A 15,277-nucleotide genomic window follows, 5' to 3' on the forward strand; every position below is an offset into this window, starting at 1 on the left:
TAATGAGATGGAAGCATACTGTTTTGCCATTGCTGTTGATATCAGGCGCGGTAACAGCGGCTGAGGGTGATGACCGTACCTTTCCTATCTGGGGTGACGAGGCCAGAGCGCGAGGCTATTCCATTCCATTGCCTTTTGGTATCAACATTAACTATATGAATATGCGCCAGAATATCGATGTCGATAGCATCAGTTTTTCAGGACTGGCGCTGGGGAATCATCCTATTCCAACGGACATGTTTAATATTGATGCCGGGCATACACGAGAAAAAAGCAAATCAGAAACGGTGCGTCTCGATATGTGGGTTTTCCCCTTTCTGAATGTGTACGGATTAGTCGGGCACTCCCGGGGATCATCCGTCTCCAACGTATCGGTTGATGCGGATCCCACGCGCTATACCGGTATTGACCGATTAATAGCCGGGGCCGTGCATCAGCTTTATCAAAGCGGCGATCTTCAGAATATTGATTTTAAACTGGATTTTAAAGGTACAACCTTCGGTACCGGCATCACGCTGGCTGGGGGATATGAAAACTGGTTTGCGCTGGTGGACACCAACTATACGCGGACGGACTTCGATATTCTTGACGGCAAAATTTCGGCATTAACCGTCTCTCCACGCATCGGGTATCGCTTTAATCTCCAGGGCCCTGCAGGACCATCACATCTGAGCGTCTGGCTAGGAAGCATGTACCAGGACGTTCAACAGGAGTTTAAAGGAAGCCTTTCAGACCTGAGTATGCCCGCTGCGCTACAGCCATTAATTGATGCGGTCAATCAGAACGGTGAGGGGCGATTTGATGTTAAACAGCGACTGACGTCACCCTGGAATGTGCTGGTGGGGAGCCAGTATGAGATTACACCTCATTTTAATCTCCTGACGGAGTTTGGCTTTAAAGAACGTAACAGCTTCTTTATTGCTGGCGAATATCGCTTCTGATGATAACCAGACCTCTTATTCTGGCGGGACTCCTGCTGCTAAGCTATCAATCGGGGGCGATTTCCCTTGATAGAAAGTCAGTGGATGAGCTGCTGACAAAGCTTGGCGCGGACAATCAATACGATCCGGCGAAAGGAATTAACTGGAGTGTGCTACCAGGTCCATTCTATACGCCCGAATTAAAGCTTGGGTTGGGGATGGCCGTGGCGGGGATTTACCGCGTTGACCCGTCCGATAGCACGACACAAAACTCATCGCTGTCGTTCACCGGGTTTGTCAGTTCGAGCGGGGCGTTAGGTATCGGCCTCAACAATTACACTTTTTTCACCGACGATCGCTGGCGACTCTTTGTTGATGGCTCAATTGCCAAAGTACCCACCAGCTTTTGGGGGAGCGGTTACGATGCCGCCCAGGGTGGTGAACAGAGCTACACCAATAATTCTGTAGGTCTGCATCCGGTGTTGCTGCGTGAGGTGACCGATAGTCTCTATATAGGCGCTGGTTGGGATTTTTCATCCATGCAGGCGAACGTAGAAAATGCCCATCCAGGAGACGTTTTTTCCACATGGCATGCGGATGCTTCGCCGCTTTCTTCCGGGGCGTCGGTGGCAGTGAACTATGATTCTCGCGATGTGGTGACGCGCCCTGAGCATGGGCAATTCTTTAAGGTGGAATATACCGTCTATGATCCGGCATTGGGCTCAGATACGCATTTCACGGCGGCAGAACTTCAGTACGATTATTACCATCTTCTCAATGAGAAAACCGTATTAGCCTTTGATCTCTGGGGACGTTTTACGCGTGGCGATGTTCCGTGGGATAAGCTTTCAATGGCGGGAGATGACCGACGATTACGGGGCTATTACCAGGGGCGGTATCGCGATAAAGATGTCGTAAGCGGGCAGGTGGAGTACCGACGCAAACTCAGTTGGCGACACGGCTACGTACTTTGGCTGGGTGCCGGGGCGTTGGGAAATGATGCCGGTGATTTAAGCCACCATCCGCTGCTACCGACCGCTGGCGTGGGGTATCGCTTTGAGGTTAAACCGGCGATGAATATCAGGCTTGATCTTGGCTTTGGCAGAGAGAGCGCAGGGTTCTATTTTCAGGTCGCAGAGGCTTTTTAAATGGCTAAATGGCTATTGTTGCTGCTCATTGCCATGACGGGCGCTCAGGCAAGCGGCGATTTATTATCGCTAAAGCAGGCCAGTCAAGTATCCCCCGTAGCGGCGCACCTTAATGCGCCGGAATCGCTACGCCCGTGCTGTGCATTTGGGCACGATCTGCACGTGCGTGCGCTTGGCGTGCCGATTCCCTTCTATCAGATTGGCAATGTGCTCGCGCTGGATGCGCTGGGCGAGCATCGGTACAACGATAACGCCTTCGGTGCGGTTGAAAATATTGTCGGGTTAAGCAAAGAAGAGAACGGCCTTGTCTATACCCATCGAGGTGGTTTTATCGACATCGCCCACGTTCGCGATACTGCGGATAACACCTTCTTTCTTTTCTCTAAAATCTACCCCAAGTTAGGCCAGCGCTGGCGTTATTTTTATAGCAATGAGCTGGGGGTCAGGCGCATACAATTAAACGCTTTTACCCCACCGGCCGAGTTGAGTGCGCGCTATACGCTTGCCGCCTGGCTCGCCGGACGTTTAGCCTTTGAATTGGCGCAGTGGCATGAAATTGCGCAGTGGTACGGATTCCAGTCTGTTCCCGGCTTTTCAGAGGCGATCTCTGCCTTTTCACCGGAGGACCTCTATTCTAATCTGCTCGGCGCGCGCCTTGCGGTTGTATTGATTCTGCAAGGCAAAGCCGGAACCGTCGATGGCTATAATGCGGCGATGACATCCGCGTTGAAAGAGGCGCTGCTGAGTCTGGATATTGCGACACGTACCGAAACCGAAAAGAAATTTCGCGAGTTAGATGGGGAGTGGTGGAACAGTAAGCGAAGAGTGCCCGATAAATTTCTGGTCTTAAAAAGAAACTACAACCTGAATATCAACCGCTTACCCACGCCTGTTGCCAATGAAAACGCTCAGCCGCTGATGTTGACGTTTCCTGCCGTAGTTGAAGGGTATCAACTTTCACATTTGGGGGCGCTGAAAATCTATCCTGGGAAAGCGATGCAGTTACTTCCCCCACCCAAATCCTTCTACAGCCCGCAGCAGTTTCAAAAACTGGCCGATAAGGCAGCGCGTTCGGACAAGGTGCTTCTTGAGAGGATACAAAAATAATTAAGGCCACAATCGTGGCCTTAGGCTGATATTGTCGACGCGGGTTTGCGTCAATCTGATCGCGTATCAGTTGAAGCCAAGACGGATCAAATCCAGCGGGCAATAGACGCCATCGCAACCCTCAATCTCAACGGAGTCAGTACGGCGAATTTGTTCAGCCGTTTTACCTTCACCATGAATTGACCGGATAACGCCCGTCGCGCCATTGTTAGCAATCATGACGCGGCTGCCGATAGTGATAGCGTTACGGTTACGATCGTAGGTTTTCATCGTCTCCTCCTTTCACATTTCAAGATGGGATACATTTGCGGTGTGAATTAATACCGCGATAGAAAGCGCCATGTTTTGAGCTTTGTCAAAAGAGAGGTTTATCTGTTGTATGACGTACCTGGATTATCAAAGAGGGGATTAAGATTTTGGGGAACCGATAAACCAGATAATGAATCCAGCGGCAGCGCCTGCACCGGCAATGCTGAGGTAGAGTAGGGCGTGTTCAAGAAAATAGTCCTGTAAGGTCATCCGCCCAGTCCAGACATCCTCAGATGATTCACCGATGGCAAAGTCAATGAAGACCAGTACACAGATGAACATGAGCGCATAAGTCATCATCATGTAGCAAAGTGAGAAAAAATTGAATGAGGAATGGCTGCGCACGGGGGAACCCTGGTTTGGTTTGAGCGGGTAAGATAGCCTATTGTGATGCAGATGCCTAGATGTGAAAAGCAACGATCTGGCTGGTGAAAGGCAACGTTGAGAGTGAAATGTTTGAGTGGGGAAATCGGATAAAGGCACGTGTTCGTTCACCTAATTTGATGCAATGCTTAAGATGCTCTGCCCGCGATTGATATAACCGAGCCACAATATATCGGTTGGTTAAGTTTTCAGTTGATCATGCCCGGACTCATTTATCGCGTAGTGTTGAATGGCGTGATTGATTAAAAGATAAGCATAGAAAGCCTGAGGTAGCGGAAGTTATGGTGACGACTAGACGAAATGCCAAAAAGACTGATGAGAATTAATGGTGAATAAATGCACACGATCAACAATCCCACGCATCACGCGTTTCAATGAAATTGATTTTGATCAATTTCATTGAAAAAAACGAATGCTCCATTTCTAATTCTAAGTCTTTTTTGTGATACCTAATAAGGGGTATCTTCGGGCTGTGTTTGGCTTTTTTTTCTAAAAACACACATTCTACCAAATTTAATTCTTTTAATAGTGGTGATTTGTAGTGATTTGTATTGATTGTTTTTCGTTTGAAAATGTAATTGTAACTCCTATTGTGTCTCGGTAATCTCGAAAACAACCATATAACAAACGGGGTGGCGGTGGATAATAATATAAAACTTCTTGGTTATAGAATTGATAATAGACTTTATTATTCAGTGGAAAATAAAACCTTGTTCTCTTTAGATGGCAGTGAGAAGAGCATTCCACTCAGAACAACCAAAGCACGCTTGCTCGAATATTTATTATTTAAATCTGGTGATGAAGTCATTACCGACCAGGAGTTGCTAAAAAATATCTGGGATAAATATGGATTAAGCTCTTCAAGTCAACGTCTGTGGTTAGTTATGAGAGAATTGAAAGTCATCCTGTGCGGGTTCAATGTTTCAGATGACCTGTTTATTCGAGTAGAAAACAATGGCTATCTCGTTGATGTTGCGTTTGTTCGTGAAGTTGTCGAATTTACAAGAAAAATGAAGGTTGAGGAACGCTAGGCTATAGCAGAGAAAAGCTGCCGAATTTTTAGCACACTTTAATGGAGGGTAATAAAATAAACCCAGTGTTCAGAAGAACAAAAAACAATCTAATAGTTGTGTACACGAGTAACTATTGGTTTTACCAGGGGATAAAGTTTTCTCTTAAAGACTTTGATGTATTCCACAATACAGATGAATGCATCGATTTTAATCAACGGAAAATGATATTTGTGGACGCGAATATCCTTCTAGAAGGAAAAAGTAAAGATTTTGCCTCTTTTATTTATTCGAATTGTATTGATCGGGTCGTGTGGTTGACAGGTCATGATACGGGAATGGTGTATCCACTTTGGGCGACTGGTGACCGAGTCATCAATATTAATGAGAGTAGAGACTCTTTCTCATATTTTTTGCGTGCAGCGGCGACAGAGCTATCGATGGACGGTATTGCATACTACACATCGCTTTCGCCAACAGAAGCCCTTATCCTAAACTATCTTGCGAAGGGCTTCTCCATTACTCAGATTGCTTTTGTGACGGACAGAGCGCCGAAAACGATCTATCAGCACCGAGCGATGATACTGAGAAAGCTAGGCTATAAAAATGCTGCTTTCATGCAATCTATATTTTTGAGGTACGGCAAGCTGATGTGGACCAACAGAAGACCACGTTTGGCCGACATTTCTGCAGCATCCTAGCCAGATATATCTTGAGATATAGCAAAATGCCGTGTATTGATGAGTCGTCGTACCTGGCCTGCACACGCTGCACTAAGGTCGTTCGTTATGCTCGCCGTAATGTCGAAATTTTTAACCAGGAATGCTGGAGTCTGTATTAATCTAATTATCTTTTTCGGAAAAAACGGTATCAGCAAAACTTAGGGTATTGAGCCTGAACGAAATCAAACCCGCTACTGCGCAGGTTTGATTTTAATGCCAGCAATTTTAATTTTGGCAAACTATATCTGCTATATAAGCAGCCGCACTTGAACCACCTTTCACATAATCAAATTGGTTAGTGACTTTTCCGCTTAAATTATATAAGGTTATTCTCCCATATTCGTTTTTACATGCCTGAGTAGAAATTGTGAACCGGCTATATAAAATATTGGCGTGGGAAGCTCTGGATATTGGGATTTGTTGAATAATAATTGAACGAATCCCTTTCGATTCTGTAAAAGACCGCTTTTTAGCATAAAAATTAGAATCGTTTGTATCTGTAAGAAAAATCCAGCCTTCGACGTTGTCTGCTGCGAATACAGAGAATGAGGATATGGCTAAAAATATTGCTCCGGTTAACTGTGATGTATTGGGCATTAATAAATTTCCTCGTTTTTAACCCAGCTCTGTGTGCGTAGATGTGATACCTCACCATTCCGTTATCGGCATTATTCACAATTTATTTAACAAATAAATGCATGTCTTTGCCCTGTTTGCTTTTTGATCTTTAATCCTTTCAGACTGCTGAGAATCTTCACTTTGAGCTGTCGTTAAATCAGCCCGAGAGTCTGATCCCCATCAAACCCAGCACCCGCCATGCAGCGAGATGAGAGGCCATGAAAATGAACAATGACCCGCGCTTCTGCACGGAGTTTCTTTATCTGCTCCAAGGCTAGTTACACGGTGATACGCCGATTGGCGCTGTTCTGCTTTCCGTCGCAATGGCGCTGAAAGCGGTTAAAAATGATGAAACATCACGCGGTTCACATTAGCCATTCCAAAACCCATCTGCGGGTGGGTTTGATAATGGCACTCCATATGATATAAGGGAATGCATATAATTTATGGATGTTAATAACATGAAAGCTAATAATAAAATTGTATATGGGGTGTTTTTATTTCTGAGCTTTTCTATGTCTGCATTAGCGAATAATGCTTACAAAGCTGAAGAAACACATGCTGTTCAGTTTCAGAGAGGAGCGAGCGGTGCTGTGGTTAATGGAAAAGTTACAGGCAACCAAGATGTTGATTATACGTTAACTGCAAAACAGGGGCAGTTAATCACAGTAAAGATGGAGAGCGCCTGGCCGCACCCCTTCTTTTCGGTTTTTGAGCCTAAAGGAAAAGTTATTTTCGACGGTATGAGTGATGGGGATTCCTTCTCCGGGCAGTTGCCATCATCAGGGAAATACATCATACGTGTCTACCAGAAAGGGAATGCAAAGGATGCTGGCGAGACTCATGCCTTTAAATTGACGATAAAGATAACAAACTAAATGCCAATTTAGTTAAGTCACCTATTGGCGGTTTTTTATTGTCATCACAAAGGCCACCTTCGGGTGGCTTTTTTAATGGCTTTAACCATAGAAGTTAGATGTCAGAAATCACGGTTACACCTGCACAGCAGATCCGCTTTGTCCTGCTCCCTGTTGATTAATACACTGCGATATTAGTCATGTCTTCATAAGCCACATGAGGGCATCCCCATGAAGAAGCGTTTTTCCGACGAACAGATCATCAGTATCCTCCGCGAAGCTGAAGCCGGGATTTCTGCCCGTGAACTCTACCGCAAGCACACCATTTCCGATGCCACCTTTTATACCTGGTGTAAGAAGTATGGCGGTATGGAGGTGTCCGAGGTTAAGAGCCTGAAGTCTCTTGAGGAAGAGAAAGCCAGACTCAAGAAGCTGCTTGCCGAAGCCATGCTGGATAAGGAGGCACTTCAAGTGGCTCTGGGGCGAAAGTACTGACGACAGACCACAAGCGCGTGTACCGCCTTTATCATCTGAGAGGGCTGGGCGTAAAACGCAGACGACGTCGTAAAGGGCTAGCAACAGAACGTCTACCGCTGCTCCGCCCGGTGGAGCCCAACCTGACCTGGTCGATGGATTTTGTCATGGATGTGCTCGCCACTGGTCGTAGGATCAAGTGCCTGGCTTGTGTGGACGACTTCACGAAGGAGTGCATGACAATTACCATCGCATTCGGGATTTCAGGTGTTCAGGTCACGTGTATTCTGGACAGTATTGCACTGTTTCGAGGCTATCCGGCGACGATAAGAACGGACCATGGGCCGGAGTTCACCTGCCGCGTACTGGATCAATGGGCCTTTGAGCATGGTGTTGAGTTGCGCTTAATCCAGCCGGACAAGCCAACGCAGAACGGATTTATTGAGAGTTTTAACGGACGATTTCGCGATGAATGTCTGAATGAGCATTGGTTCAGCGATATCTTTCACGCCAGGAAAGTTATTAATGACTGGCGGCAGGATTATAACGAGTGTCGTCCACATTCAGCACTGAGTTATCAGACGCCATCAGAGTTTGTAGCACGGTGGTGAAATGGAAAATGTGAAGGTAAACAAACAGACATTACTAACTGATGGTTGTATCTAATACTTGGGGCAGGTCATGGCCGCCGCGCCCACAAAATTAATACTACAGCGTTTTACCACGGATTTATGCGCGAAAATTACTGTCATTCAGTAAGCTGATGCCGCTTTCGCACTGAACCTGTTCTGGGCTGCCCGAGCAACGGATCCTATGGTAAATTTTAGATGGAGGTAGCCTTTTAAACTACCTCCTGTTTTGACTTAAAACTTATACGCTACGCCAAGCATCAAATCATTAGATGCAACTTTTGAACTTGTTTTGATGGAATCGGTTTCAGTTCCAGCAGTAATGGTTTTGCTGCCGGTGACTTTGCCACCGTCAATATATCGGTAGCTTGCATCAATAGAGAAGTTTGATGTGATGTCGTATTTGACCCCAGCACCGACACCCCATGCAAAATTGTTTGCGTCACCTGAAACATCGACAACATCCGCGAAAGATTGGGTGCTTTTGAGGTGTGCCAGGCCAATACCTGCGGTTAAATAAGGTGTGAAGTCTGACGTGTTACGGAAATCGTAGTAGCCGTTAACCATGTAGGTATCCATGCGTACTTTGTTTTTCAGTTCCAGCGAACTGCTTCCGACATTAAAGGACTGAGAATTTTTTGCATCACCTCTGAATTTTGCCGCAACCTCAATTCTCACGGGTGCCTGAAATTGGTCATAGAAGTCGTAACCAACAGCAACACCGCCACCGAAAACGCTTTTGTGTTTGTTCTTAAAGTCGAAGGAAAAAGGCTCAGTAAGGCCCGTTTGTGAAACGGTATCAGTAGCATTTACATCTTTAGTGTTAATGATTGATGTGCCTACCTCGCCAGCAACATATACGCCATTGCTTGCAGACGCTGCTGCTGAGTAAGTGGTTAGTAAGGCAATTGTCGACGCTATCAAAATTTTTTTCATTTTGTAAATACCTGTAGAGAGTGTTTGGCCAAAGCCACTTAAGTGCGTTGATATTTTATACGAATGATTGTGCAATCTTAATGATTACATGTAAATATATTTTCAAATGTAAACATTCACGTCCTAAAAACAAGTTGTCCGATTTCTGCTCGCTATATGGCTATAACATACTGATTTAATAGTAAAGTATATAAATATTGCAATCCATTTTTTGACTTCATATCCATTATGAGTCAGGTTCAATTCTTAGTTGAAAATGATTATCAAAACTCAAAAGTAAATTTTTATAATCGGTAGGTTAGAGAGGCGCTATATGTGTTATTGAAGGGGAGCTCAGAACAAAAGTGTTATCGCCTGCATCCGAGCCCTTATCTGATCGACCTGGAAAATGGGCCAAGAGAAGAACTGCCAGAAGATGAAGGTAGGTATACAGGGTCACTCCCAGTTTTCAGGGCGATTACGTACATCATCAACGATGCCAGTACGGGAGAGTTTGACGCCTACCCTGTGATCTGATCGAGTAAAAAGCTTGCTTAGAGTTATTCGGCGTTGGGCATGAATTGGACAAAAAATTAGTGCAAAACAACTCAAAACCGGTGAAGGTGGTGATTCGTCTTGCGCTAATGCTCTTGAAAACCACTAACTTAAACTCGAAATTGGGGGGCAGATTGGGGGCAAAATGCTTTCAGGGGGCAAGTATGGGGCGTCAAAAAGACCATATATGTCCCTATATGTCCATACCTCACTTTTCCTAACCCACTGATTATCCTCTAAGTGCCTGATTCACTGAACCTCTCAAAACCGATTAAATAAATAGGCATTAGCTATACATCTTTAGTACTTCCCATCCAGTCACCTATCACCATCAATAAACCCATTATTTTTCAAAGCATTGTAAAAATAAATCTATCTCAATCGGCGATTGTTGCAGGGTCTATGCTTATAAAAAGGCATAAATAAAGGGAAAACGGGGAATACCCCCACGCGATGCGGGTTGAAGTGATAATCATTATCACTAACATGGCGTTATCCCTTTGTGGTTCCACTGATGAGGTAGACCTATGGATTTGCATTCAGGAACTTTCGATCCCAGTGATGTGACCTGGCGCGGCGTGACGCTTACCCCCGCTGCGGCGGCGCATATACGGGAGTTGGTCAAACAGCAACCCGGTATTCAGGGCGTGCGGCTTGGGGTGAAACAGACCGGCTGCGCAGGCTTTGGCTATGTGCTGGACGCGGTGAGTGAACCGAATAAAGACGATCTGCTGTTCGAAGCCGACGGCGCGAAGCTGTGGGTACCTTTAAGCGCGATGCCGTTTATTGACGGCACGGAAGTGGATTACGTGCGGGAAGGCCTGAACCAGCTGTTTAAATATCATAACCCGAAGGCGCAGAACGAATGTGGCTGCGGCGAAAGCTTCGGGGTATAGGCGGTACATAATGACGCGTAATACTGATGCAAGTGACGATGTCCAGACCTGGGCCGGCGGCCCGCTGAACTATAAAGAAGGGTTTTTTACCCAACTACAGACCGACGAACTGGCGAAAGGGATCAATGAAGAGGTGGTGCGGGCGATTTCAGCCCGACGTAATGAACCCGAGTGGATGCTGGAATTCCGCCTGAAGGCTTACCATGCCTGGACCCAGATGGAAGAGCCGCACTGGCTAAAAGCCCACTACGCTTCGCTGAACTATCAGGACTATAGCTATTACTCTGCGCCGTCGTGCGGCAACTGCGATGATACCTGTGCTTCTGAACCGGGCGCACAGCAGCAAACCGGGGCCAGCAGCTTTTTGACCGATGAAGTTGAAGCGGCCTTCAACCAGCTCGGCGTGCCGGTGCGCGAAGGCAAAGAGGTGGCGGTGGATGCCATTTTTGACTCCGTTTCGGTAGCGACTACCTATCGCGAAAAATTGGGCGAGCAGGGGATCATTTTCTGCTCCTTTGGCGAAGCGATCCACGATCACCCTGAACTGGTCCAGCGCTACCTCGGCACCGTCGTACCTGAAAACGACAACTTTTTCGCCGCGCTGAATGCGGCGGTGGCCTCGGACGGCACCTTTATCTACATCCCGAAAGGGGTGCGCTGTCCGATGGAACTCTCGACCTATTTTCGTATTAACGCCGAGAAAACCGGCCAGTTTGAACGCACGATTCTGATTGCCGATGAAGGCAGCTACGTCAGCTATATCGAAGGCTGTTCTGCCCCGGTGCGCGACAGCTACCAGCTGCATGCGGCGGTCGTTGAGGTGATCATCCATAAAGATGCGGAAGTGAAATACTCCACCGTGCAGAACTGGTTCCCCGGCGACAACAACAGCGGCGGGATCCTCAACTTCGTCACCAAGCGTGCGCTGTGCGAAGGGGAAAACAGCAAGATGTCCTGGACGCAGTCGGAAACCGGCTCGGCGATCACCTGGAAATACCCGAGCTGCATCCTGCGCGGGGATAACTCGGTTGGTGAGTTCTTCTCGGTGGCACTGACCAGCGGCCATCAGCAGGCCGACACCGGCACTAAGATGATCCACATCGGCAAAAATACCCGCTCGACGATTATTTCGAAGGGGATATCCGCCGGGCATAGCCAGAACAGCTATCGCGGGCTGGTAAAAATCATGCCGTCGGCAACCAATGCGCGTAACTACACCCAGTGCGACTCAATGCTGATTGGCCCCGACTGCGGGGCGCATACCTTTCCGTACGTTGAATGCCGCAATAACAGCGCACAGCTGGAGCATGAAGCTACCACCTCACGCATCGGTGAAGATCAGCTGTTCTACTGCCTGCAGCGCGGCATCAGCGAAGATGACGCTATTTCAATGATCGTGAACGGCTTTTGTAAGGATGTTTTCTCGGAGCTGCCGCTGGAGTTCGCCGTGGAAGCGCAAAAACTGCTGGCTATCAGCCTTGAACACAGCGTCGGTTAAGGATTAAAGGAAACGGTATGTTGAATATCAACGAATTAGAAGTCTCGGTTGACGATAAAGCAATCCTGCGCGGCGTTAACCTGAACGTGCGCCCAGGCGAGGTGCACGCCATTATGGGGCCGAATGGCTCAGGGAAAAGTACGCTCTCCGCGACGCTGGCAGGCCGTGAGGATTACACCGTTACCGGCGGTTCGGTAACGTTTAAGGGCAACGACCTGCTGGCGCTGTCGCCGGAAGAGCGAGCCGGAGAGGGCATCTTTATGGCCTTCCAGTATCCGGTCGAGATCCCAGGGGTCAGCAACCAGTTCTTCCTACAAACCGCGCTGAACTCGGTGCGCGCGCATCGCGGGCAGGAACCGCTGGATCGTTTTGACTTTCAGGATCTGATGGAAGAGAAAATCGATCTGCTGAAGATGCCCGCGGATCTCCTGACCCGTTCGGTCAACGTCGGTTTCTCCGGCGGCGAGAAGAAGCGCAACGATATTCTACAGATGGCGGTGCTGGAGCCGGAGCTTTGCATTCTCGATGAAACGGACTCCGGGCTGGATATCGATGCCCTCAAAATCGTCGCCGACGGCGTGAACTCGCTGCGCGACGGTAAGCGGGCGTTTATCATCGTCACCCACTACCAGCGCATTCTGGATTACATCAAGCCGGACGTGGTGCACGTGCTCTACCAAGGGCGCATTGTGAAATCCGGCGACTTCCGTCTGGTGAAACAACTGGAGGAGCAGGGCTATGGCTGGCTTAGCGAACAACAGTAGCGCGCTGCAACAGTGGCATGCGCTGTTCCAGTCGCGGGGCGGCAACGTGTCGCCTCAGGCGCAGCAGCACCTCCAGCAGGTACAAAAGCTGGGTCTGCCAACACGTAAAGATGAAGACTGGAAGTACACTTCGCTGGATAAACTACTTGCCAGCACTTTCGTCGCTCCGGCACTGCCAGCGCTGACCGTCGCAGAGCGCGATGCGCACGCGGTGGCGTTGGATGCCTACCGGCTGGTGTTTGTTGACGGGCAGTTCGATGCCCGACTGAGCGACGATTTATCGGCGAGCGGGTTTGAGGTGACGGTGGATAACCAGCGTCAATCGCTGCCGGATGCCGTGCACGGTGAAGTCTTCCTCCATCTGACCGAAGGGCTGGCAACCAGCGTGACCCATATTGCGGTGGCGCGTCATCAGCGTCCAGCAAAACCGCTGCTGTTGCTGCACATTACCCGCGGCCTTGATTCTGATGAGATGAACACTGCGCACTATCGTCACCATCTCCGCCTGGCGGAAGGGGCGCAGGCGACGGTGATTGAACAGTACGTGAGCCTGAATGCGGCGCGCCATTTTACCGGTGCGAGGTTGACCGCAGAGGTGGCGGACAACGCGCAACTTCAGCATCTTAAGCTGAACTGTGAAAATGCCCTGAGCTACCACTTCGCCCACAACGATCTGCGATTAGGGCGCGATGCCTCGGCCTTCAGCCACAGCTTCCTGTTGGGCGCGGCGGTCACCCGTCACCACACCAGCACACAGCTGAATGGCGAGAACAGCACTCTACGGGTTAACAGCCTGTCGATGCCGGTGGGCAATGAAGTGTGTGATACCCGTACCTGGCTTGAACATAATCAGGGTTACTGCAACAGCCGCCAGCTCCATAAAACCATCGTGAACGATAAGGGGCGGGCGGTGTTTAACGGCGTGATTACCGTGGCGCCGCACGCGATTAAAACCGACGGGCAGATGACCAACAACAATCTATTGCTCGGTCGTCTGGCGGAAGTGGATACCAAGCCACAGCTGGAAATCTACGCCGATGACGTGAAGTGCAGCCACGGTGCCACCGTGGGGCGTATCGACGATGAGCAGCTCTTTTACTTACGCTCACGCGGGATAGCGCAGGAGGAGGCGAAAAAAATCATCCTCTATGCATTTGCCGCCGGGCTGACCGATGCCATTGCCCTGGAAGCGCTCAAGCAGCACGTGCTGGCGCGCATTGGGCTGCGTCTGGCAGGAGGTAAACAATGACTTTTTCCGTACAACAGGTTCGCGGTGATTTTCCGGTGCTGGCGCGTGAGGTTCACGGTCAGCCGCTGGTGTATCTCGACTCGGCCGCCAGCGCGCAAAAACCAGAGCAGGTGATCAACGCCGAAGCGACCTTTTATCGCCACGGCTATGCCGCCGTACACCGCGGGATCCACACGCTAAGCGCCGAAGCCACGCAGCGTATGGAAGATGTGCGTCAGAAAGTGGCGCACTTTCTCCATGCTGCCAGCGCCGAAGAGATCGTGTTTGTCCGCGGCACCACCGAGGCGATTAACCTGGTGGCGAATAGTTGGGGAAACAGCAACGTCAAGGCCGGTGACAATATCGTGATTACCGCCATGGAGCATCACGCCAATATCGTGCCCTGGCAGATGCTCTGTGCGCGCAGTGGGGCGGAACTGCGGGTGATTCCACTCACGCCTGACGGCACTCTGCAACTTGATGCCGTAGAGGCGCTGTTTGACGAACGTACCCGGCTGCTGGCCGTCACCCAGGTCTCTAACGTACTGGGCACGGAAAATCCGCTACCGGCGCTGATCGCCCTGGCCCATCGCCACGGTGCGAAGGTGCTGGTGGACGGCGCGCAGGCGGTGATGCACCTGCCGGTGGACGTACAGACGTTGGACTGCGATTTCTATGCCTTCTCCGGTCATAAGCTCTATGGCCCGACCGGGATCGGTGCGCTGTACGTCAAAGCGGAGATCCTGCAGGAGATGCCACCGTGGGAAGGGGGCGGCTCAATGATCGCCACCGTCAGCCTGACCGAAGGCACCACCTGGACCAAAGCGCCGTGGCGTTTTGAAGCGGGTACGCCTAACACCGGCGGCATTATTGGCCTCGGCGCGGCACTGGACTACGTGAATGCGCTGGGGCTGACGGCGATCGACGAATACGAGCAGACCCTGATGCGCTATGCGCTGGACGCGCTGACTACCGTGCCGGACCTGCACCTATACGGCCCCGCCGAGCGCCGTGGGGTAATTGCCTTTAACCTCGGCAAGCATCACGCCTATGACGTGGGCAGTTTTCTCGATAACTACGGCATCGCCGTACGTACCGGCCACCACTGCGCCATGCCGTTGATGGCATTTTACCAGGTTCCCGCCATGTGCCGGGCCTCGCTGGCGATGTACAACACCGTTGAAGAGGTCGACAGGCTGGTGGCAGGGTTACAGCGCATCAGGCGCTTATTGGGTTAACAGGG

General features: G+C 49.6%; 15 protein-coding genes and 1 pseudogene. 12 read left to right on the forward strand and 4 right to left on the reverse strand.

Features of this window, described 5'->3' with window-relative positions; all coding sequences use genetic code 11:
• Positions 1-2 precede the first annotated feature (2 nt).
• The 3 genes from HII27_RS14980 to HII27_RS14990 are packed head-to-tail and all read left to right on the forward strand — an operon-like array spanning position 3 to position 3,175.
• The gene (locus HII27_RS14980) at positions 3-941 is read left to right on the forward strand and encodes a porin family protein (protein ID WP_185668646.1); all 939 of its coding nucleotides are present in this window, start codon (positions 3-5) and stop codon (positions 939-941) included.
• Positions 941-2,068 (forward strand): BamA/TamA family outer membrane protein, encoded by a 1,128-nt coding sequence (locus HII27_RS14985; RefSeq protein WP_185668647.1) that lies wholly within the window; start codon positions 941-943, stop codon positions 2,066-2,068. Before HII27_RS14980 ends, HII27_RS14985 begins: the two co-directional genes overlap by 1 nt.
• Complete coding sequence (locus tag HII27_RS14990; RefSeq protein ID WP_185668648.1) at positions 2,069-3,175, forward strand: DUF4056 domain-containing protein; 1,107 nt, start codon at positions 2,069-2,071, stop codon at positions 3,173-3,175.
• A 66-nt stretch (positions 3,176-3,241) separates the two neighbouring features.
• Here the strand turns inward: HII27_RS14990 and ydfZ are convergent, their stop codons facing one another.
• Together ydfZ and HII27_RS15000 are read right to left on the reverse strand one after the other, a co-directional pair.
• Positions 3,242-3,445, reverse strand: coding sequence for a putative selenium delivery protein YdfZ (gene ydfZ, locus HII27_RS14995; protein ID WP_185668649.1), 204 nt, complete (start codon positions 3,443-3,445; stop codon positions 3,242-3,244).
• 138 nt (positions 3,446-3,583) lie between these two features.
• Entirely contained in the window at positions 3,584-3,829 is a 246-nt protein-coding gene (locus HII27_RS15000; protein WP_185668650.1) for a hypothetical protein, read from the reverse strand.
• 677 nt (positions 3,830-4,506) lie between these two features.
• Here HII27_RS15000 and HII27_RS15005 point away from each other — a divergent pair.
• Positions 4,507-4,899, forward strand: a complete 393-nt coding sequence (locus HII27_RS15005) for a hypothetical protein (protein WP_185668651.1) — start codon at positions 4,507-4,509, stop codon at positions 4,897-4,899.
• A gap of 41 nt (positions 4,900-4,940) precedes the next feature.
• On the forward strand, positions 4,941-5,579 hold the full coding sequence (locus tag HII27_RS15010; RefSeq protein ID WP_185668652.1) for a helix-turn-helix transcriptional regulator: 639 nt from the start codon (positions 4,941-4,943) through the stop codon (positions 5,577-5,579).
• 246 nt (positions 5,580-5,825) lie between these two features.
• Here HII27_RS15010 and HII27_RS15015 read toward each other — a convergent pair whose 3' ends face one another.
• On the reverse strand, positions 5,826-6,197 hold the full coding sequence (locus HII27_RS15015) for a hypothetical protein (protein ID WP_185668653.1): 372 nt from the start codon (positions 6,195-6,197) through the stop codon (positions 5,826-5,828).
• 482 nt (positions 6,198-6,679) lie between these two features.
• Between HII27_RS15015 and HII27_RS15020 the strand changes: the two genes are divergently transcribed.
• Together HII27_RS15020 and HII27_RS15025 are read left to right on the forward strand one after the other, a co-directional pair.
• Positions 6,680-7,096 (forward strand): DNA breaking-rejoining protein, encoded by a 417-nt coding sequence (locus HII27_RS15020; RefSeq protein WP_223883230.1) that lies wholly within the window; start codon positions 6,680-6,682, stop codon positions 7,094-7,096.
• Between the two features lie 210 nt (positions 7,097-7,306).
• Positions 7,307-8,160 (forward strand): annotated as a pseudogene (locus HII27_RS15025) (IS3 family transposase).
• A gap of 252 nt (positions 8,161-8,412) precedes the next feature.
• On the opposite strand, the gene HII27_RS15030 reads toward HII27_RS15025, so the two are convergent.
• Positions 8,413-9,114 carry an outer membrane protein gene (locus HII27_RS15030; protein WP_185668654.1) on the reverse strand — a complete coding sequence of 234 codons (702 nt, stop codon included), beginning with the start codon at positions 9,112-9,114 and terminating at the stop codon, positions 8,413-8,415.
• Positions 9,115-10,175: 1,061 nt separating this feature from the next.
• Here HII27_RS15030 and sufA point away from each other — a divergent pair.
• From sufA to sufS, 5 genes are read left to right on the forward strand one after another with little or no spacing between them, the layout of a single operon-like run.
• Positions 10,176-10,544 carry a Fe-S cluster assembly scaffold SufA gene (sufA, locus tag HII27_RS15035; protein ID WP_185668655.1) on the forward strand — a complete coding sequence of 123 codons (369 nt, stop codon included), beginning with the start codon at positions 10,176-10,178 and terminating at the stop codon, positions 10,542-10,544.
• Positions 10,545-10,554: 10 nt separating this feature from the next.
• A complete protein-coding gene (gene sufB / locus HII27_RS15040) occupies positions 10,555-12,042 on the forward strand; it encodes a Fe-S cluster assembly protein SufB (RefSeq protein WP_185668656.1) in 1,488 nt (495 codons plus the stop codon).
• A gap of 17 nt (positions 12,043-12,059) precedes the next feature.
• Positions 12,060-12,806 carry a Fe-S cluster assembly ATPase SufC gene (gene sufC / locus HII27_RS15045; protein ID WP_185668657.1) on the forward strand — a complete coding sequence of 249 codons (747 nt, stop codon included), beginning with the start codon at positions 12,060-12,062 and terminating at the stop codon, positions 12,804-12,806.
• Entirely contained in the window at positions 12,781-14,055 is a 1,275-nt protein-coding gene (sufD, locus tag HII27_RS15050; protein ID WP_185668658.1) for a Fe-S cluster assembly protein SufD, read from the forward strand. Before sufC ends, sufD begins: the two co-directional genes overlap by 26 nt.
• Positions 14,052-15,272, forward strand: a complete 1,221-nt coding sequence (gene sufS, locus HII27_RS15055; RefSeq protein WP_185668659.1) for a cysteine desulfurase SufS — start codon at positions 14,052-14,054, stop codon at positions 15,270-15,272. The genes sufD and sufS overlap by 4 nt, the downstream gene beginning before the upstream one ends.
• Positions 15,273-15,277 lie beyond the last annotated feature (5 nt).

It is taken from the genome of Kluyvera sichuanensis, assembly GCF_014218705.1.
GTDB lineage: Bacteria > Pseudomonadota > Gammaproteobacteria > Enterobacterales > Enterobacteriaceae > Kluyvera > Kluyvera sichuanensis.